The organism is Ramlibacter albus (genome assembly GCF_014297445.1).
Lineage (GTDB): Bacteria > Pseudomonadota > Gammaproteobacteria > Burkholderiales > Burkholderiaceae_C > Ramlibacter > Ramlibacter albus.
In genome coordinates this window covers 132269-154712 of record NZ_JACORU010000012.1, presented here as the reverse complement: position 1 = coordinate 154712, position 22444 = coordinate 132269, and the positions used below count along the sequence as shown (strand labels likewise).

15 protein-coding genes are annotated in these 22444 nt (G+C 69.1%); 11 read left to right on the top strand and 4 right to left on the bottom strand.

Annotation, left to right across the window (positions count from 1 at the left end; genetic code table 11):
- Positions 1-18 precede the first annotated feature (18 nt).
- From glgB to glgA, 6 genes are read left to right on the top strand one after another with little or no spacing between them, the layout of a single operon-like run.
- Positions 19-1983 carry a 1,4-alpha-glucan branching protein GlgB gene (glgB, locus tag H8R02_RS25170; RefSeq protein WP_187084259.1) on the top strand — a complete coding sequence of 655 codons (1965 nt, stop codon included), beginning with the start codon at positions 19-21 and terminating at the stop codon, positions 1981-1983.
- Positions 1970-3256 carry a glucose-1-phosphate adenylyltransferase gene (glgC, locus tag H8R02_RS25165; protein WP_187084258.1) on the top strand — a complete coding sequence of 429 codons (1287 nt, stop codon included), beginning with the start codon at positions 1970-1972 and terminating at the stop codon, positions 3254-3256. Before glgB ends, glgC begins: the two co-directional genes overlap by 14 nt.
- Positions 3253-5427 (top strand): glycogen debranching protein GlgX, encoded by a 2175-nt coding sequence (glgX, locus tag H8R02_RS25160; RefSeq protein ID WP_187084257.1) that lies wholly within the window; start codon positions 3253-3255, stop codon positions 5425-5427. Before glgC ends, glgX begins: the two co-directional genes overlap by 4 nt.
- A gap of 2 nt (positions 5428-5429) precedes the next feature.
- Complete coding sequence (gene treZ, locus H8R02_RS25155; protein ID WP_187084256.1) at positions 5430-7265, top strand: malto-oligosyltrehalose trehalohydrolase; 1836 nt, start codon at positions 5430-5432, stop codon at positions 7263-7265.
- Positions 7262-12301 carry a malto-oligosyltrehalose synthase gene (locus H8R02_RS25150; RefSeq protein ID WP_187084255.1) on the top strand — a complete coding sequence of 1680 codons (5040 nt, stop codon included), beginning with the start codon at positions 7262-7264 and terminating at the stop codon, positions 12299-12301. Before treZ ends, H8R02_RS25150 begins: the two co-directional genes overlap by 4 nt.
- A gap of 12 nt (positions 12302-12313) precedes the next feature.
- Positions 12314-13822: a glycogen synthase GlgA gene (gene glgA, locus H8R02_RS25145; protein WP_187084254.1), complete on the top strand. Its 1509-nt coding sequence runs from the start codon at positions 12314-12316 to the stop codon at positions 13820-13822.
- Here the strand turns inward: glgA and H8R02_RS25140 are convergent.
- Positions 13770-14708, bottom strand: coding sequence for a LysR family transcriptional regulator (locus tag H8R02_RS25140; protein ID WP_187084253.1), 939 nt, complete (start codon positions 14706-14708; stop codon positions 13770-13772). The genes glgA and H8R02_RS25140 overlap by 53 nt on opposite strands.
- 104 nt (positions 14709-14812) lie before the next feature.
- On the opposite strand from H8R02_RS25140, the gene H8R02_RS25135 reads away from it, so the two are divergent.
- Positions 14813-15463 (top strand): FMN-dependent NADH-azoreductase, encoded by a 651-nt coding sequence (locus H8R02_RS25135; RefSeq protein ID WP_187084252.1) that lies wholly within the window; start codon positions 14813-14815, stop codon positions 15461-15463.
- Between the two features lie 34 nt (positions 15464-15497).
- Here H8R02_RS25135 and H8R02_RS25130 read toward each other — a convergent pair whose 3' ends face one another.
- Entirely contained in the window at positions 15498-16085 is a 588-nt protein-coding gene (locus H8R02_RS25130) for an NADPH-dependent FMN reductase (protein WP_255429547.1), read from the bottom strand.
- 55 nt (positions 16086-16140) lie between these two features.
- Positions 16141-17148, bottom strand: a complete 1008-nt coding sequence (locus tag H8R02_RS25125; protein WP_187084251.1) for a sulfate ABC transporter substrate-binding protein — start codon at positions 17146-17148, stop codon at positions 16141-16143.
- Positions 17149-17228: 80 nt separating this feature from the next.
- Between H8R02_RS25125 and H8R02_RS25120 the strand changes: the two genes are divergently transcribed.
- Positions 17229-17501, top strand: a complete 273-nt coding sequence (locus H8R02_RS25120) for an oxidative damage protection protein (protein ID WP_187084250.1) — start codon at positions 17229-17231, stop codon at positions 17499-17501.
- Positions 17502-19331, top strand: a complete 1830-nt coding sequence (gene mnmC, locus H8R02_RS25115; protein ID WP_187084249.1) for a bifunctional tRNA (5-methylaminomethyl-2-thiouridine)(34)-methyltransferase MnmC2/FAD-dependent 5-carboxymethylaminomethyl-2-thiouridine(34) oxidoreductase MnmC1 — start codon at positions 17502-17504, stop codon at positions 19329-19331.
- 4 nt (positions 19332-19335) lie between these two features.
- Here mnmC and H8R02_RS25110 read toward each other — a convergent pair whose 3' ends face one another.
- Positions 19336-20097, bottom strand: coding sequence for a response regulator (locus H8R02_RS25110; RefSeq protein WP_187084248.1), 762 nt, complete (start codon positions 20095-20097; stop codon positions 19336-19338).
- Positions 20098-20226: 129 nt separating this feature from the next.
- Here H8R02_RS25110 and H8R02_RS25105 point away from each other — a divergent pair, with 129 nt between their 5' ends.
- Together H8R02_RS25105 and H8R02_RS25100 are read left to right on the top strand one after the other, a co-directional pair.
- Positions 20227-22056, top strand: coding sequence for a nitrite/sulfite reductase (locus tag H8R02_RS25105; RefSeq protein ID WP_187084247.1), 1830 nt, complete (start codon positions 20227-20229; stop codon positions 22054-22056).
- A gap of 1 nt (position 22057) precedes the next feature.
- Positions 22058-22444: a DUF934 domain-containing protein gene (locus tag H8R02_RS25100; protein ID WP_187084246.1), complete on the top strand. Its 387-nt coding sequence runs from the start codon at positions 22058-22060 to the stop codon at positions 22442-22444.

Below are 22444 nucleotides of genomic sequence, written 5' to 3'. Positions count from 1 at the left end.
CCTACAAGAAACGAGGCCATGCAGCAACTCGACCCGACGGGGATTGAACAGCCACGGAACCCGGAAGCCGCGCAGCAAGCGCAGGAGGAGCAGCGCGCCGCGCGCGCGGCCAGCCACCACTATCGCCAGTTCGAAGTGATGGGCGCCCACCCCACCGACAAGGGCACTTGGTTCACCGTGTGGGCGCCCAACGCGCGCAACGTCGGCGTCATCGGTGCGTTCAACCGCTGGCACTGCGAGCCGCTGCAGCGCGTGCCCGACGGCAGCGGGCGCTGGGCCGGCTTCATCGAGGAAGCGAAACCGGGCCACTGCTACAAGTACCGCATCGAGGATGCGCACGGCCACTGGATGGACAAGGCCGACCCCTTCGCCTTCCGCTGCGAACACCCGCCCGGCACGGCGTCGCAGGTGTGGGACCTCTCGTACGAGTGGCACGACCAGGAATGGATGGCCACGCGGGGCAAGCGCCAGTCGCACCGCGACGCGATCTCCATCTACGAGGTGCACCTGGGCTCGTGGCAGCGCGAGGAGGACGGCCGCTTCCTCAACTACCGCGAGATCGCGCAGCGGCTCGTCGCGCACTGCGAGGCAATGGGCTTCACGCACGTGGAGCTGATGCCGATCACCGAGCACCCGTTCTACGGCTCCTGGGGCTACCAGTGCACGGGCTACTACGCGCCCACCGCACGCTACGGCTCGCCGCAGGACCTGATGTGCCTGATCGACACGCTGCACCAGCACGGCATCGGCGTGCTGCTCGACTGGGTCGCCTCGCACTTCCCTTCGGACCCGCACGCACTCGCGCGCTTCGACGGCACCGCGCTGTACGAGCATGAAGACCCGCGGCTGGGCTTCCACCCGGAGTGGAACACCATGGTGTTCAACTACGGCCGCTACGAGGTGCGCGACTTCCTGATCGGCAACGCGCTCTTCTGGCTCGAGAAGTACCACTTCGACGGCCTGCGCGTGGACGCCGTCGCCTCGATGCTGTACCTCGACTACGCGCGCGGCCCCGGCCAGTGGATCCCCAACGAGCACGGCGGCAACCAGAACTACGAGGCGGTGCGCTTCCTGCAGGACCTCAACTCCGCGGTCTACGGGGCGCACCCCGACGTGCACATGATCGCGGAAGAGTCCACCGCGTGGCCCGCGGTTTCGCGCCCTGTGCACTGGGGGGGGCTCGGCTTCGGCATGAAGTGGAACATGGGCTGGATGAACGACACGCTGCGCTACGTGTCGCGCGCGCACTTCTACCGGCCCTGGCATGGCGACGACATCCGCTTCTCCTCGGTCTACGCCTTCCACGAGAATTTCATCCTGCCGCTGTCGCACGACGAGGTCGTCTACGGCAAGGGCAGCCTGCTGAACAAGCAGCCGGGCGACGACTGGCAGAAGTTCGCGGGGCTGCGCACGCTGTACGGGATGATGTGGGCCCACCCCGGCAAGAAGCTGCTCTTCATGGGCGGCGAGTTCGCGCAGGTGGACGAGTGGCACCACGAGCGCACGCTCGACTGGCATTTGTGGGCGCGCCCGCCGCACGCGATGGTGGCCCGCTGGGTGCAGGACCTGAACGCGGCCTACCGGCGCTGGCCGGCGCTGCACCGCTACGACTTCGAGAGCCGCGGCTTCCACTGGCTGCCCTTCGAGCGCTACGAACCCACCGTGCTCGCCTGGGTGCGGCGCGGCGACGACGACGACGCGCTCGTGGTGGCCATCTGCAACCTCACGGCCGAAGTGCGCCAGGGCATGCGCATCGGCCTGCCCGCCGCGGGCACCTGGTACGAAGTGCTCAACAGCGACGCGCCCTGCTACGGCGGCAGCGGCGTGGGCAACCTGGGCCGCGTGATGGCGGCCGACACACCGCTCGCGGGCCAGCCCGCCAGCGCAACCGTCACCGTGCCGCCCCTGGGCACGCTCCTCCTTTCGAACCGGCCCGATCCAAAACCATTACAGACTCCGGGAGAAGTCCATGCCCGCCAATAGAAACGTCCTCGCGTTCGTGATGGCCGGAGGGGAAGGCTCGCGCCTGCACCCCCTCACCGCCAACCGCTGCAAGCCCGCCGTGCCGTTCAACGGCAAGCACCGCATCGTCGACTTCGTGCTGTCCAACCTCGTCAACTCGGAGATCTATTCCATCTACCTGCTGGTGCAGTACAAGAGCCAGTCGCTCATCGAGCACGTGCGCCAGTCGTGGACCATGGCGCGCTTCATCCAGCAGCACTTCATCACTGTGGTGCCGCCGCAGATGCGCAACGGCCCCGAGTGGTTCCAGGGCACGGCCGACGCGGTGTACCAGAACATCCACCTGATCGAGAACATGCAGCCGGACATCGTGGCCGTCTTCGGCGCGGACCACATCTACCGCATGGACGTGCGGCAGATGATCGACTTCCACATCAAGAGCGGCGCGCACGCGAGCGTCGCCACCCTGCCCGTGCCGCTTTCGCAATGCGACCAGTTCGGCATGGTGGAGATCGACGACAGCCACCGCATCCACGACTTCAAGGAAAAACCGCTGTCCACGCGCCCCATGCCGGGCAGCAAGACGCATGCGCTGGCGTCGATGGGCAACTACATCTTCAACGCCGACGTGCTGCTCACCCAGCTGCGCAAGATGCACGAGAACGGCGAGACGGACTTCGGCAAGCACATCCTGCCCTCGATGGTGAAGAGCCACCGCCTCGTCGCCTACGACTTCGACACCAACCACATCCCCGGCACCGAGCCCTACGAAGAGCACGGCTACTGGCGCGACGTCGGCACGATCGACGCGTACTACGAAGCGCACTTCGACACGCTCGGCGCCGCGCCGAAGTTCCGCATGACCAACAAGCGCTGGCCGATCTATGCGTCGCCCGACCAGGCGGAATCCGCTCAGATCGAGAACGGCGTCATCAACCGCTCCGTCGTCGGCTCGGGCAGCATCATAGACGGCGCCACGCTGGACCACGCGATGCTGCGCCGCTCGGTGCTGGTGGAGCGCAGCGCGAAGCTGGAGCACTGCATCATCATGGAGCGCTCGCGCATCGGCCGTGGCGCGCAGGTCAAGCGCTGCATCATCGACCAGGACAACGACGTGCCGCCGGGCGAGCGCATCGGCTTCGACGCGGCCGAGGACAGCCGCCGCTTCCACGTCACGCCCAGCGGCATCGTGGTGGTGCCCGCGGGTTACTTCAAGCCGCGCGAGGGCCGCTCGCCGTTCGCGGCGGTGCGCGACGTGGTCCGCGGCGAGCCGTGCATGGAGGTGCTTGCATGACGGCGCAGGCCGTCGCCGAACGTCCTTCCGCCCAATCGCCGACCCCGACCCCGGCCGCGCCCTACGGGTGCGAGGCGGGCCGCCCGTGGCCGATGGGTGCCACCGTCCAGGGCGGCGGGGTGAACTTCGCCGTTTTCTCCAGCGCGGCCGAGCGCGTGGAGCTGTGCCTCTACGAAGCCGACGGCACCACCGAGATCCAGCGCATCGACCTGCCCTGCCGCAGCGACGACGTCTGGCACGGCTTCGTGCCGGGCCTGAAGGCCGGCGCCCGCTACGGGCTGCGCGCGCACGGGCCCTATGACCCCGGCAACGGGCTGCGCTGCAACCCGCACAAGCTGCTGCTGGACCCGTACGCGCGCGCCATCGACCGGGTGCTGCGTGGCGCCGCCTGGCAGTACGCGTACAAGCTCGGCGGCGAGGAGCTGGACCTCGCGATGGACACGGCGGACAACGGCCCCGAAGCGGCGAAGTGCATCGTCGTCGAGGAGAACGCCTTCGAATGGGGCGACGACCGCTCGCCGGCGACACCGCTTTCGGAGAGCGTGATCTACGAGGTGCACGTCAAGGGCTTCACGAAGCTGATGCCCGACGTGCCGGAAGAGCTGCGCGGCACCTACCTCGGGCTCGCGAGCGACGCGGCGATCGCGCACCTCAAGCGCGTCGGCGTCACGGCGGTGGAGTTGCTGCCGATCCATGCCTTCAACGACGAGCGCCGGCTCGTGGACATGGGCCTGGCCAACTACTGGGGCTACAACTCCGTCGCCTTCTTCGCGCCGGAGCCGCGCTATGCGGTGCGCGACGCGCTGGACGAGTTCCGGCAGATGGTGAAGAAGCTGCATGCCCACGGCATCGAAGTGCTGCTGGACGTGGTCTACAACCACAGCTGCGAAGGCAACCACCTCGGCCCCACGCTGTCGTTCAAGGGCCTGGACCACCAGGCCTACTACCGGCTCGCGGAAGACCGGCGCTACTGCATGGACTTCACCGGCACCGGCAACACGGTGGACAGCAGCCACCCGGCGGTGCTGCGCATGGTGATGGACAGCCTGCGCTACTGGGTGGAGGAGATGCACGTCGACGGCTTCCGCTTCGACCTCGCGCCCGCCAACGGCCGCGACGGCAGCGGCGCCTTCGACCACCGCAGCCCGTTCTTCTCGGCGGTGGCGCAGGACCCCGTGCTCAAGCGCGTGAAGATGATCGCGGAGCCCTGGGACATCGGCGACTACGGCTACCAGGTCGGCGGCTTCCCGCAGGGCTGGAGCGAGTGGAACGGCCGCTACCGCGACTGCGTGCGCGACTTCTGGCGCGGTCAGGAGGGGCAGCTGCCCGAGTTCGCTTCGCGCCTGGTCGGCTCCTCGGACCTGTACCAGTGGGCGCGGCGCCGGCCGACCGCGAGCGTGAACATCATCACCGTGCACGACGGCTTCACGCTGCAGGACCTCGTCAGCTACAACGAGAAGCACAACCACAGCAACGCCGAGGACAACCGCGACGGCGAGAGCCACAACCGCAGCTGGAACTGCGGCGTCGAGGGCCCGACGCGCAACCCCGACATCCTGGCGTTGCGCGAGCGGCAGAAGCGCAACTTCCTCGCCACGCTCTTCGCGTCGCGCGGCGTGCCGCTGCTGCTGGGCGGCGACGAGATGAGCCGCACGCAGGGCGGTAACAACAACGCGTATTGCCAGGACAACGAGATCAGCTGGTTCGCGTGGACCGAGCAGCAACGCAGCGACCCCCTCATCGGGTTCACGGCGGCGATGATCCGGCTGCGCAACGAGCTGCCGGTGCTGCGCTGCGACTGCTGGCCCGACGGCGAGGCGGACGCGGACGGCCGGCGCGACGTCGGCTGGTACAGCGTGTGGGGCCTGCCCATGACCGAGGAGGAGTGGACGAACCCGGCCGTGCGCTGCGTGGCCGTGTTGCTGGACGGCCGCTTCGCCAAGGTGAACGAGCAGGTCACGCCTTCGGTCCTCATGATCTTCAATGCCACGCCCGAGGCCGTGATCCAGACGCTGCCCGAGGTGCCGGGGCACGAGGGCGAGTGGGCCCTGCGCGTGCTCACGAGCGAAGGGCATTTCGAGGAAGCGCAGGCGCAGCGCTTCGGCGCGCAGGACAAGCTGGAGCTGCCGGCGCACTCGATGGCGCTCCTGACGCAACGCACCGAGGCTTGATCATGCGCTGCAAACACTCGATGCCTTTCGGCGCCGAGCTGGCTGCGGGCGGCGGCGTGGACTTCCGCCTGTGGGCACCCGCCGCCGAGCGCGCCGAACTGGCGTTCTATCCGGGCCTCGCGGGCCGGCCCGTGTTCGTCGCCGCTGAAGCCGACAAGGACGGCTGGTGGAGCTGCCACGTCGACGAGGCGACGGCCGGCACGCTCTACCAGTGGCGCATCGACGAAGACCTGCTGGTGCCCGACCCGGCGTCGCGGCAGAACCCGCGCGGCGTGAATTCACCGAGCGCCGTGGTGGACCCGCTGCAGTTCGAGTGGGACCCGACGTGGACCGGCCGGCCCTGGCGCGAAACGGTGCTGTACGAGATGCACGTCGGCGCGTTCACGCCCGAAGGCACGTTCGATGCGGCGGCCGGGCGCCTGAAGCAGCTGGCCGACCTCGGCGTCACGGCCGTGGAGCTGATGCCCATCGCGGACTTCCCGGGCCGCTTCGGCTGGGGATACGACGGCGTGCTGCCGTACGCACCCAAGTCGGAGTACGGCACGCCCGACGAGCTGAAGCACTTCGTGCAGCAGGCGCACCGGCTGGGGCTGATGGTCTTCCTCGACGTGGTCTACAACCACTTCGGGCCCCAGGGCAACTACCTGCCCCGCTACGCGCCGCAGTTCTTCTCGGCCACGCACGACAGTCCGTGGGGCAAGGCCATCAACTTCGACGGCGAAGGCAGCCGCACGGTGCGCGACTTCTTCATCCACAACGCGCTGTACTGGGTGCAGGAATACCGCTTCGACGGCCTGCGGCTGGATGCGGTGCACGCGATCGTCGACGACGGCTCGCCGCACTTCCTGGAGGAGCTCTCCTCGGCCGTGCGCACGGCCACGCATGGCCGCCACGTGCACCTCGTGCTGGAGAACGAGCACAACGGCTACCACCACCTCGCGCCCCAGCCGCGGCCGGGGCGTTTCGATGCGCAGTGGAACGACGACTTCCATCACGCGCTGCACGTCTCGCTCACCGGTGAGACGCGCGCGTATTACCACGACTACGGCGACGAGCCGCTGGGCCAGCTCGCCCGCTCGCTCGCGCACGGCATGCTGTACGAGGGCTCGCCGCGCAAGCCGGGCGGTGCGCGTGAAGACGTGCGGGCCGCGCCGGCGCAACCGCTGACCACGCTCGTGAACTTCGCGCACAACCACGACCAGGTCGGCAACCGCGCGTTCGGCGAGCGCCTCTCGGAGCTGGTGCCGAGCGAAGCGCGCGAGCTGCCGACGCTGCTGGCCCTGCTGACGCCCGCGATCCCGATGCTGTTCTTCGGCGAGGAGCAAGGCGCTTCGGAGCCCTTCCTCTACTTCGCCGATTGGGACGGCGAGCTGCGCGAGGCCGTGCGGGCCGGGCGCCTGCGCGAGTTCGGCCCCCTGGCCGGCGCGGATGCCGGCAAGCCGCTGCCCGACGCGTGCAGCATCGACACCTTCGAGACGAGCCGGCCGGATGCCGCGAATGGCGACCGTTGCGCCGGCCGCCGCTGGCGCGAGATGGTGCAGGCGGCGCTGCACGCGCGCCGCGACCACATCACGCCGCGCCAGGGCCAGTTGCTGCACGGACAGCACACGTCACAGCGCGTGGGCGCCACCGGCATCAACGTGCAATGGCGCTATGACGACGGCCAGATGCTCTCGCTGGAGCTGAACCTCGGGCCCGAGCTGCTGGAAGTGCCCGAGGAGCACCTCGGCCCGGTCGAAGCGCGACTCGTGTTCAGCCATCGCTGGGGCGATGCGCCGCGCGGCACCTGGCCTGCGTGGGCCGCGCGCTGGACCCTGGGCGGCGAGGTGACGCTGTGAACCTCGCCGACCTGCCGCGCAGCACGCTCGCGGACCTCGCGTCGCGCCACGGCGTGGCCGAGCGTTATCACAGCTTCTGGGGCGAGGACACCGCCGTCACCGAAGAGGCGCTTCGGCAGGCCCTGGGCGCGATGGGCATCGACCCGCACGCGCCGCGCGAAGCGGAAGATGGGTTCCCGCCGGTGGTCGTGCTGCGTGAAGGCGATGCGGCGGTGGTTCGCTGGCGGCCGCGCGAGCACGAAAGCGCGCACTGGTCGCTGCGCGTCGATGGCACCTCGCAGGAGCCGCTGCACCGCGGGGAAGCGCATTGGGACCACGGTTCGCGGATCATCGCGCTGCCCGCGACGCTTTCGCCCGGCTACTACCACCTCGCGCTGGATGGCCAACCCGAACACGCGCATTGCGTTGTCGCCGTCGCACCCCGCGCCTGCTGGACCCCCGACGAGCTCCTCCACGGCGAGCGCTGGTGGGGCTGCACCATCCAGCTCTATGCGCTGCGCTCCTCGCGCAACTGGGGCATCGGCGACTTCGGCGACCTGCGGCGCCTCGTCGACTCTGCCGCGCAGCAGGGCGCGTCCTTCATCGGCCTGTCGCCGCTGCACGCCCTCTTCCCGCACCGGCCGGATGTCGCGAGCCCCTACAGCCCGAGCAGCCGCAATGCGCTGAACCCGATCTACCTCGACGTGCAGGCGCTCGTCGAGCTTGCGGGCAGCGAAGCCGCGCGGCAGCGCGTGCAGTCCGAGGCGTTTCAGGAGCGGCTGCGCGCGCTGCGCGATGCGGAGCTCGTCGACTACGAGGGCGTCGCCGCCGCGAAGACCGAGGTCTTGCGGCTGCTGTGGCAGCACTTCGACGAGCAGGAGCTGGGCCACCACACGTCACGCGGCGTGCACTTCGAAACCTACATGCGCCAGCGCGAGACCACGCTGCGCGACCACGCCCTCTTCGAGGCCCTGCAGGACCACCTGCACGCGCAGGACGGCAGCGTGTGGGGCTGGCCGGCCTGGCCCGAGGAATACCGTGACCCGGATGGCGCGGCGGTGCGCGCGTTCGAGGCCTCGCATGACTCCGAAATCCAGTTCCGCTTCTGGCTGCAGTGGCTCGCCGAAGTGCAGCTCGAAGCCGTGCAGCGCTACGCGAAGAGCCGCGGCATGGGCCTGGGCCTGTACTGCGACCTCGCGGTCGGCGTCAATGAAGGCGGCTCGGAGACGTGGAAGCAGCCGCATCTGTTCGCGCTCGGCATGCACGTGGGCGCGCCGCCCGACCCGCTCGCGCCGCTCGGCCAGGACTGGGGCCTGCCGCCCTGGAACCCGGTGCAGCTGCGCGCCAGCCGCTACCAGCCCTTCATCGACACGCTGCGCGCGAACATGCGCCACTGCGGCGCGCTGCGGCTGGACCACGTGATGGCGCTGATGCGGTTGTTCTGGACCGGCCCGCACGGCGGCACGTACGTGAGCTACCCGCAGGGCGACCTGCTCGGCATCCTTGCGCTGGAGAGCCACCGCCACCGCTGCATGGTGATCGGCGAGGACCTCGGCAACGTCGCGCCGCGCATGCGCGAGGCGATGCGCGAAGGGCGGCTGCTGTCTTACCGGCCGCTCCTGTTCGAGCGCAACGAGGACGGCGGCTTCCGCCCGCCCGCGCAGTGGCACCCGCAGGCGCTCGCCGTGGTCAGCACGCACGACCTCCCGACGCTGCGCGGCTTCTGGCTCGGCGAGGACATCGAGCTGGCTTCGCGGCTTTCGCTCTACCCCGATGCCGCCGCGCACGAGCAGCAGGTGCTCTCGCGCGCGCAGGACCGCGCGCGGCTGCTGCTCGCGTTGCAGCACGAAGGGCTGCTGCCCGAGGGCGTGACGGTGCAGCCCACGTCGCTGCCCGATGCGACGCCGGCGTTCGTCGACGCGGTCTACTCGTACCTCGCGCGCACGCCCTGCTGGCTGGTGGGCCTGCAACTCGAGGACGTGACCGGCCAGGTGCTGCACGTCAACGTGCCCGGCACCACCGAGGACCGCTTCCCCAACTGGCGGCGCAAGCTGTCGGTGAACGTGGAGGACCTCGCCGCCGAGCCGCGCTGGGCGTCGGTGGCCGCGGCACTGCGCGCCGAACGCACCGGGCCGGCACCGGCCACGATCGAGGAAGCGCAACTCCCCCCGCTGGACACCGCGCAGGTGCCGGGCAGCACCTACCGCGTCCAGTTCCACAAGGGCTGCACGTTCGCGCAGGTCACGGCGGCGTTGCCCTACCTGCGCGCGCTGGGCATCTCCACGCTCTACAGCTCGCCCTACCTGCGCGCGCGGCCGGGCAGCACGCACGGCTACGACATCATCGACCACGGCTCGGTGAACCCCGAAGTGGGCGACGCGGTGGAACATGCGCGCATGTGCGAGGCGCTGCGCCGCCACGGCATGGGCCAGCTGCTGGACATCGTGCCCAACCACATGGGCGTGCTGGAAGCCGACAACGCGTGGTGGCTGGACGTGCTCGAACACGGGCGCGCGTCGGTGCATGCGGAAACCTTCGACATCGAGTGGAACCCGGCCGCGCCCGAGATGGCGGGCCGCGTGCTGCTGCCGGTGCTGGGCGACCACTATGGGCGCGTGCTGGAAGCGGGCGAGATCCAGCTGCACTTCAACGCGGAGGCCGGCGAGTTCGGCCTGCGCTACTGGAACCACCGCTTCCCGGTGGACCCGGCGCACTACCCCTCGATCCTCGGCGTGCTCGCGCCGCCGCCGGCGCGCGACGAAGGCGAAAGCGACAGCCACGCGGTGGTGTCCGCGCTGCTCGACGCGTTCGGGCGGCTGCCCTCGCGCGACGACAGTGTCGAGAACGCGCGGCGTGCGCGCGCACGCGACACCGCGGTGTACAAGAAGACGCTCGCGCGGCTCGTGCAGCGACACGAGTGGCTCGCGCAATGGATCGCGGCCTGCGTGCAGCGCCACAACGGCCAGCCGGGCGAAGCCGCGTCGTTCGACGCGCTCGACGCGCTGGTGTCGCGCCAGGCCTATCGCCTCGCCGACTGGCGCGTGGCGAGCGACGACGTCAACTACCGCCGCTTCTTCGACGTCAACACGCTGGCCGCGCTTCGCATGGAGCGGCCGGAAGTGTTCGAGGCCACGCACCAGAAGGTGCTGCACTGGCTGCAGGACGGCTGGCTCACCGGGCTGCGCATCGACCATCCCGACGGGCTGTCGGACCCGCAGCAGTACTTCACCCAATTGCAGCGGCGCTATGCGCAGCAGGCGACGGTGGCCGGGCAGGAAGCCCGCGCGCTCTACCTCACCGTCGAGAAGATCCTTGCGGAGCACGAGCAGCTGCCGGACGACTGGCCCGTTCACGGCGACACCGGCTACCGCTTCGCGAGCCTTGTCAACGGCCTGTTCGTCGACGGCCGCAACGAAGCCGCGATGGACGATGCTTACCAGGCGTTCACGGGCGAGACGCTCGACTACGAGGAAGTCGTCTACCGCTGCAAGAAGCTGATCATCGAGAACTCGCTGTTCTCCGAGCTCAACTGGCTGACCAACGCGCTGCACCGCATCGCGCTGGCCAACCGGCGCCGCACCGACTTCACGCGCAACCGCCTCCACGTCGCGCTTGCCGAAGTGGCGGCGACCTTCCCCGTGTACCGCACCTACCTGCGCGCGGGTGAGCCCCCGAGCACCATGGACCGCCAGCACACCGACTGGGCCATCGCAGCGGCCCGGCGGCGGCTCGGCGGCGCGCAGGCCACCGTGCTCGAGTACCTCCGCGAGGTGCTGCTCGGCGAAGGCGAAGCCGTGGAGGTGCCGATCGAGCTGCGCCGCCGCTTCATCGCCCGCTGGCAGCAGTTCACCGCGCCGGTGATGGCCAAGGCCGTGGAGGACACGGTCTTCTACCGCTACCTGCGCCTCGTGTCGCTCAACGACGTGGGGGGCGAGCCTCGCAGCTTCGGCGTGAGCGTCTCCGCGTTCCACGCGGCGAACGCGGGGCGACTGCGGTTCCGGCCGCACTGCCTGCTGGCGACGTCCACGCACGACAGCAAACGGTCCGAAGACCTGCGCGCGCGCATCGACGTGCTTTCCGAAGACCCGGACCTGTGGGAAGAGTGCCTGCGCCGCTGGGCCGGCTGGGCCGAGCTGTATTTGACCGAAGCCGAGGGCCGCAGCTGGCCCGACAACAACGCCATCTGGCTGCTGTTCCAGACGCTCGCGGGCGTGTGGCCGGTGGCCGAACCGGCCGCCGGCGAGCTCGACTCGCTGCGCGAGCGGGTGCAGGCGTACATGCTCAAGGCGGTCCGCGAAGCCAAGCGCCACACCAGCTGGACTTGCCCCGAGACCGCCTACGAAGACGCACTGTCACGCTACGTCGATGCCGTCCTGCGCGCCGGCCCGTTCGTCGACGAGCTGCAGCGCTTCACGAGCCGGATCGCGCCTTTCGGGTTCCGCAACAGCCTGTCGCAGCTCGTGCTGAAGATGATGGTGCCCGGCGTGCCCGACGTGTACCAGGGCTGCGAGCAATGGAACTTCAGCCTCGTCGACCCGGACAACCGGCGGCCCGTGGACTTCAGCCGGCTCGCAACCGACCTCGCTTCGCTGCAACCCTTGTACGCGGACCGCTGGCCTTCCCGCGAAGACTGGCACCGGTTGCACACGGGCAGCGCGGACGGCCGCGTCAAGCAGCTCGCGACATGGCGCCTGCTGCAGCTTCGCAGCGAACGCGCGCAGCTGTTCCGCGACGGCAACTACATCGCGCTGGGTGTCGAAGGCGGCGCGGCCGACCACGCACTCGCTTTTGCCCGCACGATCGACAGCGAAGCCGTGCTCGTGATCGCGACCCGGCTCACCTACACCCTTTGCGGCGGGGACGACAGCGCGTGGTCGCCTTCGCTGTGGGGCGACACGCAGCTGCAGGCAGAGCCGGCGCTGCGGCGTTTCGCGCGCTGGCGCAACTGGTTCACGGGCGCTGCCGTCGACACGTCACCCGACGAGCCCATGCGGCTCGAACAACTCTTCACGGACAACGGCGGCCTGCCCTTCGTCGTGCTCGTCGCGACGCCCTGAGGGAGAACGAACATGAAGATCCTTTTCGCAACGCCCGAATGCGCGCCCTACGTCAAGACCGGCGGCCTCGGCGACGTCAGCGGCGCCCTGCCCGCCACGCTCGCCGCGATGGGCCACGACGTGCGCGTGCTGCTGCCGGCCTACCGCAACATGAAGGTTAGCGGCGAACTCGGCGACACCGTGGAATTGCCGCCGTACGGCCCCTTCCCCGCCGCGCAGCTGCTGCCGGTGCACACGGAGAACGGCGTGACGATGCTGCTGCTTGCCTGCCCCGCGCTCTACCAGCGCAGCGGCGGCCCGTACGTGGACCCGCAGGGCCGCGACTATCACGACAACGTGCTGCGCTTCGGCTTCCTCTCGCGCATCGCGTCGCTGCTGGGCACCGTGCATTCGCCCTGCAAGGACTGGCAGGCGGACGTCGTGCACGTCAACGACTGGCCGACGGCGCTCGCGCCGATGTACCTGGCCGAAGCGCGCGCACTCGCGCCGCATGAACACGTCGCGCGCAGCGTGCTCACCATCCACAACATCGCGTTCCAGGGCGTGTTCCCCATGCACACGGCCGACTTGCTGGGCGTGCCCGCGATCTGGCGCGGCATGGACGGCGTGGAGTTCTGGGGCGGCTTGTCGATGCTGAAGGCGGGCGTGCAGTTCGCCGATGCGGTGACGACGGTCAGCCCGACCTACGCGCGCGAGATCCAGACCGAGGCATTTGGCGTCGGCATGGACGGCGTCCTGCGCGCGCAACGGGGCAAGCTCTCGGGCATCCTCAACGGCATCGACACGAACGTCTGGAACCCGGAGAAGGACAAGCTGATCCCGCACAACTACAGCGCGGCGTACCCCGGCGCCAAGGCGCAGGACAAGGCCGAACTGCAGCAGCGCTGCGGCCTCGCGCAAAACCCGCAGGCCATGCTGTTCGGCGTGGTGAGCCGGCTCACGCCGCAGAAGGGCATCGACCTCGTGCTCGGCGCGCTCGATGCCATCCTGGCGGCCGATGGGCAGCTCGTGGTGCTGGGCCAGGGCGACGCGGGCCTGCAGAACGCCCTGCGCGAAGCCGCCGAGCGCTTCCCGCGGCAGGTGTCGGTGACGGTGGGGTTCAATGAGTCACAGGCGCACTGGATCGAGGCCGGCGCGGACTGCTTCCTCATGCCGTCGCGCTTCGAGCCGTGCGGGCTGAACCAGATGTACTCGCAGGCGTATGGCACGCCGCCGCTCGTGGGCAACGTGGGCGGCCTTGCCGACTCCGTCACCGACGCAACGCGGGACCCGGGGCACGGCACCGGATTCGTCATGCGGGCCGGCACGCCCGAGGGCTTCCGCGACGCGCTCACCCGCGCGATGAAGGCGTATCGGGAACCGGCCTTCTGGCGCCGCATCATGGCCAACGGCATGGCGCGGCACTTCGGCTGGGAGGAAAGCGCCGCGCAGTACGTCGAGGTGTACGAGCGCGTGCTCGGGCGCACGCCTACTTCTTCCGCGTCGTCTCAGGCTTCGGGCACGCGAACCCTTCTTCCTTGACGTGCTCGCCGAGGAAGTCGAGGAAGCGGCGCACGGCCGGCACGAGGCCGCGCCGCGACGGGAACACCGCGTGCATGATCCCGCGCGCCGGCGCCCAGCCGGGCAGCACCTGCACGAGCTCGCCGCTGTTCAACTCGTGCGCCACGAGGTAGTCGGGCAGCACGGTCATCCCGGTTGACTGGTTGAGGGCGAAGCGCACCGTGAACATGTCGTCGGCGGTGTAGACCGGCCGGTGCTGCAGCTCGAACTCGCGCTCGCCGGGGCCGAGCAGCTTCCAGCTCGCGCGGCCGTCGGCCGCTGCGGACATCGCGACCGTGGGGATGCGGTGCAGGTCGTCGACGGACTCGGGCGTGCCGAAGCGTTGCAGCAAGGCCGGGGTCGCCACCAGCAGCGTCTGGCTCATCGCGATGCGCTTGACCACCAGCGAGCCGCTGTCGTCCACCGAGGAGCGCACGCGCAGCGCCACGTCGATGCCCTCCTGCACGAGGTCGACCACGCGGTTGGTCACCTGCATGTCGATTCGCACCTGCGGATGCTTCGCGAGGAACAGCGGGATCAGCGGGCCCACCGTGGTCTGTGCGAGCGTGACGGGGCAAGTGACGCGGATCGTGCCGCGCGGCTCGTTGCGAACGATCTCCACGGCCTCGTTCGCGGCCTCCGCCGCTTCGCGCATCGCGATGACATGACGGTGATAGACCTCGCCCGCTTCCGTGAGCGAGAGCTTGCGCGTCGTGCGTTGCAGCAGGCGCACGCCCAGGCGCGTCTCGAGGTCGGCGACGCGGCGCGAGAGCTTCGACTTCGGGACGTCCAGCGCACGGCCTGCGGCCGCAAAACCGCCGCGGTCCACCACCTCGGCGAAGTAGAGCATGTCGTTCAGGTCTTGCATGGCGCTGTCCTATGGTTGGAACAATCTATCGCGATTTTGCCGTCTTATCAACGGATCGGTGCACCCACACAATCATTCCCACGCAAACGCAAAGGGTCAACACCATGAAATTGCTCCACATCGACTCCAGCCCCTTGGGCACGAACTCCGTCTCCCGTGAGCTCACCAAGCGCACGGTCGAGCAGTGGCGCGCCGCGCACCCGGGCACCGCGGTCGAGTACCTCGACCTGGCCCAGGACGCCCCGACGCACCTGAACATCGATTCGCTGGGCTTCCGCCTCGGCCCCGACGCCGAAGGCCTGAGCGACGTGCAGCGCAAGGAGAACGTGGTTTCCGAGCGGCTCGTTACGCAGTTCCTCGCCGCCGACGTGATCGTCGTGGGCGCGCCCATGTACAACTTCTCCGTGCCGAGCCAGCTGAAGGCGTGGATCGACCGCGTGGCGCAAGCCGGCCGCACGTTCCAGTACACGGCGAACGGCCCCGAAGGCCTGGCCAAGGGCAAGACCGTGATCGTCGCTTCGTCGCGCGGCGGGGTGTATTCCACCAACCCGGCGCTGACTTTCCTGGACCACCAGGAGAGCTACCTGAAGGCAGTGTTCGGCTTCCTGGGCATCACCGACGTGCGCTTCGTGCGCGCCGAAGGTGTGGCAATGGGTGACGAAGCGAAGGCGAAGGCTTTCGCCGCCGCCGACGTCGAGATCAAGGCGCACGCCGCGGTGGCTGCGAACGAGGCGACTGCCGCTGCCGTCGCGTGAGTCCTGGATCCCCGCCTCCGCGGGGATGACGAAACTACACCGTCTCGACGCGTCCCGCGTGTTCGGCAACGAACGCGAGGTACGCGTCGAGCCATTTCTGGATGAAGTCGCGCGAGCCTTCGGCGATGCTGCCGTCGGCCGCGAAGAAACCGTCCTTGGCCTGCAGGTAGACCTCGGGCTGGCCGAGCGTCGGCATGTCGAGGTACGCGAGGACGGTGCGCAGGTCCTTCTGCGCGAGCGCGGTGCCGATGGCGCCGACCGACATGCCGATCACGCCGGCCGGCTTGCCCGCCCATGCGCTCTGCCCGTAGGGCCTTGACGCGTGGTCGATGGCGTTCTTCAGCACGCCGGGGATCGAGCGGTTGTATTCCGGCGTGATGAAGATCACCCCCTGCGAACCGGCGACCTGCTCCTTCAGCCGCTTGACCTGCGGCGCCTGGTTGGCGTCTTCGTCCTGGTTGTACAGCGGCAGGTCGTCGATGCGCAAGAGCTCGAACTGCGCGCCCTGCGGCGCCATCTTCTGCAGCGCCTGCGCCAGCTTCCTGTTGAACGACTCCTTGCGGATGCTGCCGACGACGACGGCGATCTTGTAGCTCATGAAGTACCTCGCGGAAATGTCCATGAATTCTGCGAGAACCCCGCGCACGCGCATGTCGGAAAGCTGATGTTTCGAACGATTACTTGCTCTTCGCGTAGATCTGGTCGAAGCTGCCGCCGTCCGCGAAGTGGTCCTTGTCCGCCTTGCCCCAGCCGCCGAAGGCCTGGTCGATGGTGAAGAGGTTGATCTTGGGGAACTGCTTGGCGTACTTGGCCTGCGCCTTCGCGGAGACCGCGGGGCGGTAGAAGTTCTTGCCGATGATGTCCTGGCCTTCTTCGCTGTAGAGGAACTGAAGGTACTCTTCCGCGACCTTGCGTGTGCCCTTGCGGTCCACGTTCCTGTCGACGACGGCGACCGCGGGCTCCGCGAGGATCGACACCGACGGCGCGATCACGTCGAATTTCGCGCCGAACTCCTTGTCCAGCAGGAAGGCCTCGTTCTCCCACGCGATCAGCACGTCGCCCTGCCCGCGTTGCGCGAAGGTGATGGTGGAGCCGCGGGCGCCGGTGTCGAGCACGGGCACGTTGCCGTACAGCTTGCCGACGAACTCCTTCGCCTTCGCGTCGCCGCCGTACTTGCGCTTGGCGAACTCCCACGCCGCGAGATAGTTCCAGCGGGCGCCGCCGGAGGTCTTGGGGTTGGGCGTGATGACGCTCACGCCGGGCTTGGCCAGGTCGTCCCAGTCCTTGATGCCCTTGGGGTTGCCCTTGCGCACGACCAGCACGATGGTGGACTGGTAGGGCGAGGAGTTGTGCGGCAGGCGCTTCTGCCAGCCTTCCTTCACCCAGCCGCCGTGCTTGAACAGTGCGTCGGTGTCGCCGGCCAGCGCCAGCGTGGCCACGTCGGCGTCCAGCCCGTCGATGATCGAGCGGGCCTGCTTGCCCGAGCCGCCGTGCGATTGCTTGACGGCGACGTCCTGGCCGGTCTTGCCCTTCCAGTACTTCGCGAACGCCTGGTTGAACTCGACGTAGAGCTCGCGCGTCGGATCGTAGCTGACGTTCAGCAGCGTGACGGGCTGGGCCTGCGCGAGCATCGGGGTTGCGGCCAGGGCCAGGGCGAACTTGATAAAGTGGCGACGAAGGTTCATGCGGCGCATTCTGGAAGGCCGCCTTCCGAATGCGAACGACTGAATTCTCAGTAACTCATACGCATAAGCTAATCAATACCATGCCCCGCACCGTCAACTGCATCAAGCTCGGCCGCGAAGCCGAGGGCCTCGACTTCCCGCCTTATCCGGGCGAGCTGGGCAAGCGCCTGTACGAGAACGTCAGCAAGGAGGCATGGGCCGGCTGGCTGAAGCACCAGACGATGCTCGTCAACGAGAACCGCCTGAACCTGGCCGACCAGCGTGCGCGCGAGTACCTCAAGCGCCAGATGGAGAACCACTTCTTCGGAAGCGGTGCCGACCAGGCCGCCGGCTACGTCCCTCCCACGGAATAAATGGCCGAACCCGTCGAGTGGGGCCCTGACGGCACGCCGCGCAGCGCCCGCTTCGACGACATCTACCGCACGGCTTCCGGTGGGCTGCAGCAGGCCCGCCATGTGTTCCTCCAGGGCTGCGGGCTGCCGCAGGCGTGGGCCGGCAAGCCGCAGTGGCGCATCCTCGAAACCGGCTTCGGGCTGGGCCTCAATTTCCTCGCGGCGTGGCAAGCCTGGCGGGACGATCCGCAGCGCCCGCGCATGCTGCACTTCGTGTCGATCGAGGCCTATCCAGTCGGCCGCGAAGACATCCTGCGCAGCGCCGAAGCGCACCCCGAGCTGCAGCCGTTGGCGCGCGAACTCGCGCGGCAGTGGTGGGGCCTCGTGCCGGGGTTCCATCGAATGAGCTTCGAAGGCGGGCAGGTGCTGCTCACGCTCTGCGTGGGCGACGTGCACGACATGCTGCGCGAGCAGGCGTTTCGCGCCGACGCGGTGTTGCTCGACGGCTTCGAGCCGAAGCGCAACGGGGCGATGTGGGAGTTGCCCACGCTGAAAGCCATTGCGCGCCTGTGCAGGCGCGGCACAGCCGTCGCCACGTGGACCGTGGCGGGCGAAGTGCGGCGCGACCTTGCGCAGTGCGGGTTCGTGGTGGAGAAGGTCGAAGGCTTGCCGCCCAAGCGCGAGTGCCTGCGCGGCGTGTACGACCCCGCATGGGAAACCAAGGGGCCGGTGGACGAGGCGTCAGTGACTCGCTCGCACTGCGTGGTGATCGGCGCCGGCCTTGCGGGCGCCGCCGTGGCTGCCGCACTGGCGCGGCGCGGCTGGGAGGTGGAGGTGCTCGATGCGGCGGCACGCCCCGCCTCCGGAGCATCGAGCCTGCCGGCCGGCCTGCTTGCGCCGCACCAGTCGCCCGACGACAACCTGCTGTCGCGCCTCTCGCGCGCCGGCGTGCGCGCGACGCTGCAGGAGCTCGCTGCGTTGCTGCCGCAGGGCGACGCGTGGCAGCGCAGCGGCGTGCTGGAGATGCGGCTCGGCGACGAACGTGCGCCGCCCGCGCTCGGCGACGAATTGCTGCCGTGGACCCGCGTCGTGGCCGGCGGCAACTGGTGGCACGAAGCCGCGGGGTGGGCGCGCCCTTCCGCGCTGGTGCAGGCTTGGCTGCAGACGCCTGGCATCACGCGGCGCATGGGCGCGCGCGTGCGCTCGCTCGAGCGCGACGGCGATGCATGGCGGGTGCTCGGCGACGCGCAGGTCCCGCAGGCACAACTTGCAGGTACGCGGCACTCGGGCACGCCACTCGCCCGCTCGCCTCTCGTCATCGTGACAGCCGCGTTCGACTCCGGCCCGCTGCTGGGCGGCCGCATCACGCTGCACCCGGTGCGTGGGCAGGTGAGCTGGTCGCACGAAGGTGAACCCGGTATTTCGCAACCCGTGAACGGCAACGGCCACTTCGTGCCGCGCGTGCCGGTCGAAGGGCGCATGGCATGGCTCACCGGGTCCACCTATGGGCGCGGCGACACCGACCGCGGCGAGCGCGCCGAAGACCATCGCGCCAACCTGGAGCGGCTTCGCACGCTGCTGCCGGACACCGCGCGGGCCTTGTCGCCTGTGTTCGAACGCGGGGCAGTGCACGCGTGGGCCGGCGTTCGCTGCGCTTCTTCGGACCGGCGGCCGCTCGTGGGCCTGGTGGAAGACGGGCTAGCCGTGAGCACCGCGATGGGGTCACGCGGGCTGACCTTCGCCTGGCTGTGCGCCGAGCTTCTCGCGGCTCGCTTGCACGGCGAGCCGCTGCCGGTGGAGCGCAAGCTCGCCGGCGCGCTGGACGTAGCCCGCCAATTCCGGCAAGGCTGAAAGGCTAGACCCGGTCGAGCGCCTCGCCCAGCTTCTCCGGGTCCGGCGGCTTGGGGAACAGCGCCGTCGCACCCGCGAGCTTCGCGCGGAAGCGCTCGGGCAACGAAGCATCGGCCATCGTCACGATCACGTGCGGCACCGGGTGGTCACCGGCCTTGAGCTGCCGCACGAAAGCCCAGCCTGCGCCGCCCGGCAACGCGAAGTCGACCAGCGCCACTTGGTACGCGTTGGAGCGCAAAAGCTCCAGGGCCTGCGCCGCCGTCTCGGCCTCGTCGGCGATCGGCATGCGGGCGAGCGCGAGCTTGGCGCGGTAGTAGAGCCGGTCGTTCAGGTCCGGGCTGGCGATGAGGGCGCGCTTGCCCGGCTCCTCCAGTTGCGACGGCTGCGTGTCGGGGCCGTTGTCCGGTGCCTCGTCGCTGCCCCCGATCTCGAGGTCGAAGTCCAGGTCGGCCGGCGCGAAGAGCTGGTCCATCGCCTGCACCACCTCGGTCCACACGATGGGCCGCTGGAAAACGCGCCAGGTGTTGGCGGGTGCGTCGTCGCCGACCCACACGATGCTGAGCTTGCGGTTGGCCGGCGACTCCGCCTCGAGCCGCGCCTCGTAGGTCAGGCCGTCCAGCAGGGCCAGCTCGGGCTTGGTCGGCGCCTCGGGCGCCCAGAGGGTGTAGGCGGTATCGCGCTCCTCGGAAAGGCGGAAGACGGTGTTCAGCGCATGGCGCTCCACGTCCGAGAACCCCACCACCTTGATGAAAACCCGTCGCGACATGCCTTATCCGCGTTCCTCACCGAACGGCCCGGCGGGCCGCATCAACACTGGTGCATAAGCTTATCCGCATAACGCCCGAATTAAAAAATAGTTTGGTTCCATAAGGGAGGGCCGTAGATTCGGCGGCCTATGTATCAGTACAACGAGTTCGACAGCCAGTTCGTGCGCAACCGCGCGGCGCAGTACCGCGACCAGCTGGAAAGATACCTCGCCGGCAAGCTCAGCGACGAAGAATTCCGCCCGCTGCGCCTGCAGAACGGCTGGTACATCCAGCGCTATGCGCCCATGGCGCGCATCTCCGTGCCCTATGGCGAGCTGTCGAGCGCGCAGCTGCGCGTGCTGGCGAAGATTGCCCGCGAATACGACCGCCCGGACGAGCAGCTGCTTGCAGACGCGCAGGAAAAGCAAACCGCGCTGGGCCCGGTGCCCGTGCCGGGGACGAACCGGCAGGTCCACACCAAGCTGGGCTACGGCTACGGCCACTTCACCACGCGCACCAACGTCCAGTTCAACTGGATCCCGCTCGCGAAGAGCGCCGAGGTGATGGAACTGCTGGCGTCCGTGGGCATGCACGGCATCCAGACCAGCGGCAACGCCATCCGCAACATCACGGCCGACCACCTGGCCGGCATCGCGGCCGACGAGGTCGCGGACCCGCGCCCCTACTGCGAGATCATCCGCCAGTGGGCCGCGTTGCACCCGGAGTTCTGCTTCCTGCCGCGCAAGTTCAAGATCGCCGTCAACGGCGCGAAGGAAGACCGCGCCGCGATCGGCTGGTACGACATCGGCCTGCAACTGGTGCGCAACGACGCCGGTGATGTCGGCTTCCGCGTGCAGGTGGGTGGCGGCATGGGCCGCACGCCGATCATCGGCACGGTGGTCAGCGAGTTCGTGGCGTGGGACCAGATCCTCCATTACATCGAGGCCTGCATCCGCGTCTACAACCAGTACGGCCGCCGCGACAACATCTGGAAGGCGCGCATCAAGATCCTCGTGAAGAGCGAGGGGCAGAAATACATCGACAAGGTGGAAGAAGAGTTCCGCCAGATCGTCGAGGTGGACGGCGCGCCGCACACCATCACGCAGGCCGAGTTCGACCGCGTGGCCGCGCAGTTCGCGCCGCCCGCCGTCGCACGCCAGCCGCGCGACGCCGCCGGCAAGGGCGTGCACGAGATCATCCGCGCCGACGCGGAGGCCGACCCGCAGTACGACCGCTGGCTGCAGCGCAACGTGCAGCCGCACCGCAACCCCGAGCTGCGCGCCGTGCTGCTGTCGTTCAAGCGCCTCGGCCAGAACCCCGGCGACGCGACGGCCGACCAGCTCGACGCCGCCGCCGAACTCGCCGAGCGCTTCTCCGCGGGCGAAGCGCGCGTGACGCACGAACAGAACCTGCTCTTGCCCTGGGTGCACCAGGACGACCTGCCCGAGCTGTGGGCCGCCGCGCGCAAGCTGGGCCTCGCGCGCCCCAACATCGGCCTGATCACCGACATGATCGCCTGCCCGGGCGGCGACTTCTGCTCGCTGGCCAACGCGCGTTCGCTGCCGATCGCCGAAGCCATCACCGAGCGCTTCCAGGACCTCGACGAGGAATGGGACATCGGCGAGGTGGACCTCAACTTCTCCGGCTGCATCAACAGCTGCGGCCACCACCACGCGGGCCACATCGGCATCCTCGGCGTCGACAAGGACGGCAAGGAGTGGTACCAGATCACGCTGGGCGGCTCCAACGGCTCCGACCTCTCGGGCCCCGCGACGCCGGGCAAGATCGTGGGGCCTTCCTTCGCCAAGGAAGAGGTCGCCGGCGTGATCGAGGCCATCATCGACACGTACCGCAAGCTACGCGCTGCAACCGAAGGCGGCAAGCAGGAGACCTTCATCGCCACGCTTCGCCGCGTCGGCCATGACCCGTTCAAGGCGGCTGCCAACGCCGCGCGTTTCGTCGAGAAGGAAGTCGCCTGACATGCAGCAGACGATCAAGGTACTGAGCGCCGAGGCGCATGCGGCCGAGGCCGCGGCCAACGTGCTGCAACTGGGCAACGACGCGGACCCGCTGGGCGTGTCGCTCGAAGGCGTGGAGCGCATCGAGTTGAATTTCCCGAAGTTCACCGACGGGCGTGCGTACAGCCAGGCTTACCTGCTGCGCCGCCGCCGCGGCTTCAAGGGCGACATTCGCGCCACCGGCGACGTGCTGGTGGACCAGGTCGTGCAGATGCAGCGCACCGGTTTCTCCAGCGCCGTGCTGAAGGACGGCAAGGACGCCGCGGACATCCCGCGCCAGTTCGAGCGCTACGCGCACTACTACCAGGGCGACGTCGCTTCCAAGCCCCGCTTCCTCGAGGTGGCGTGA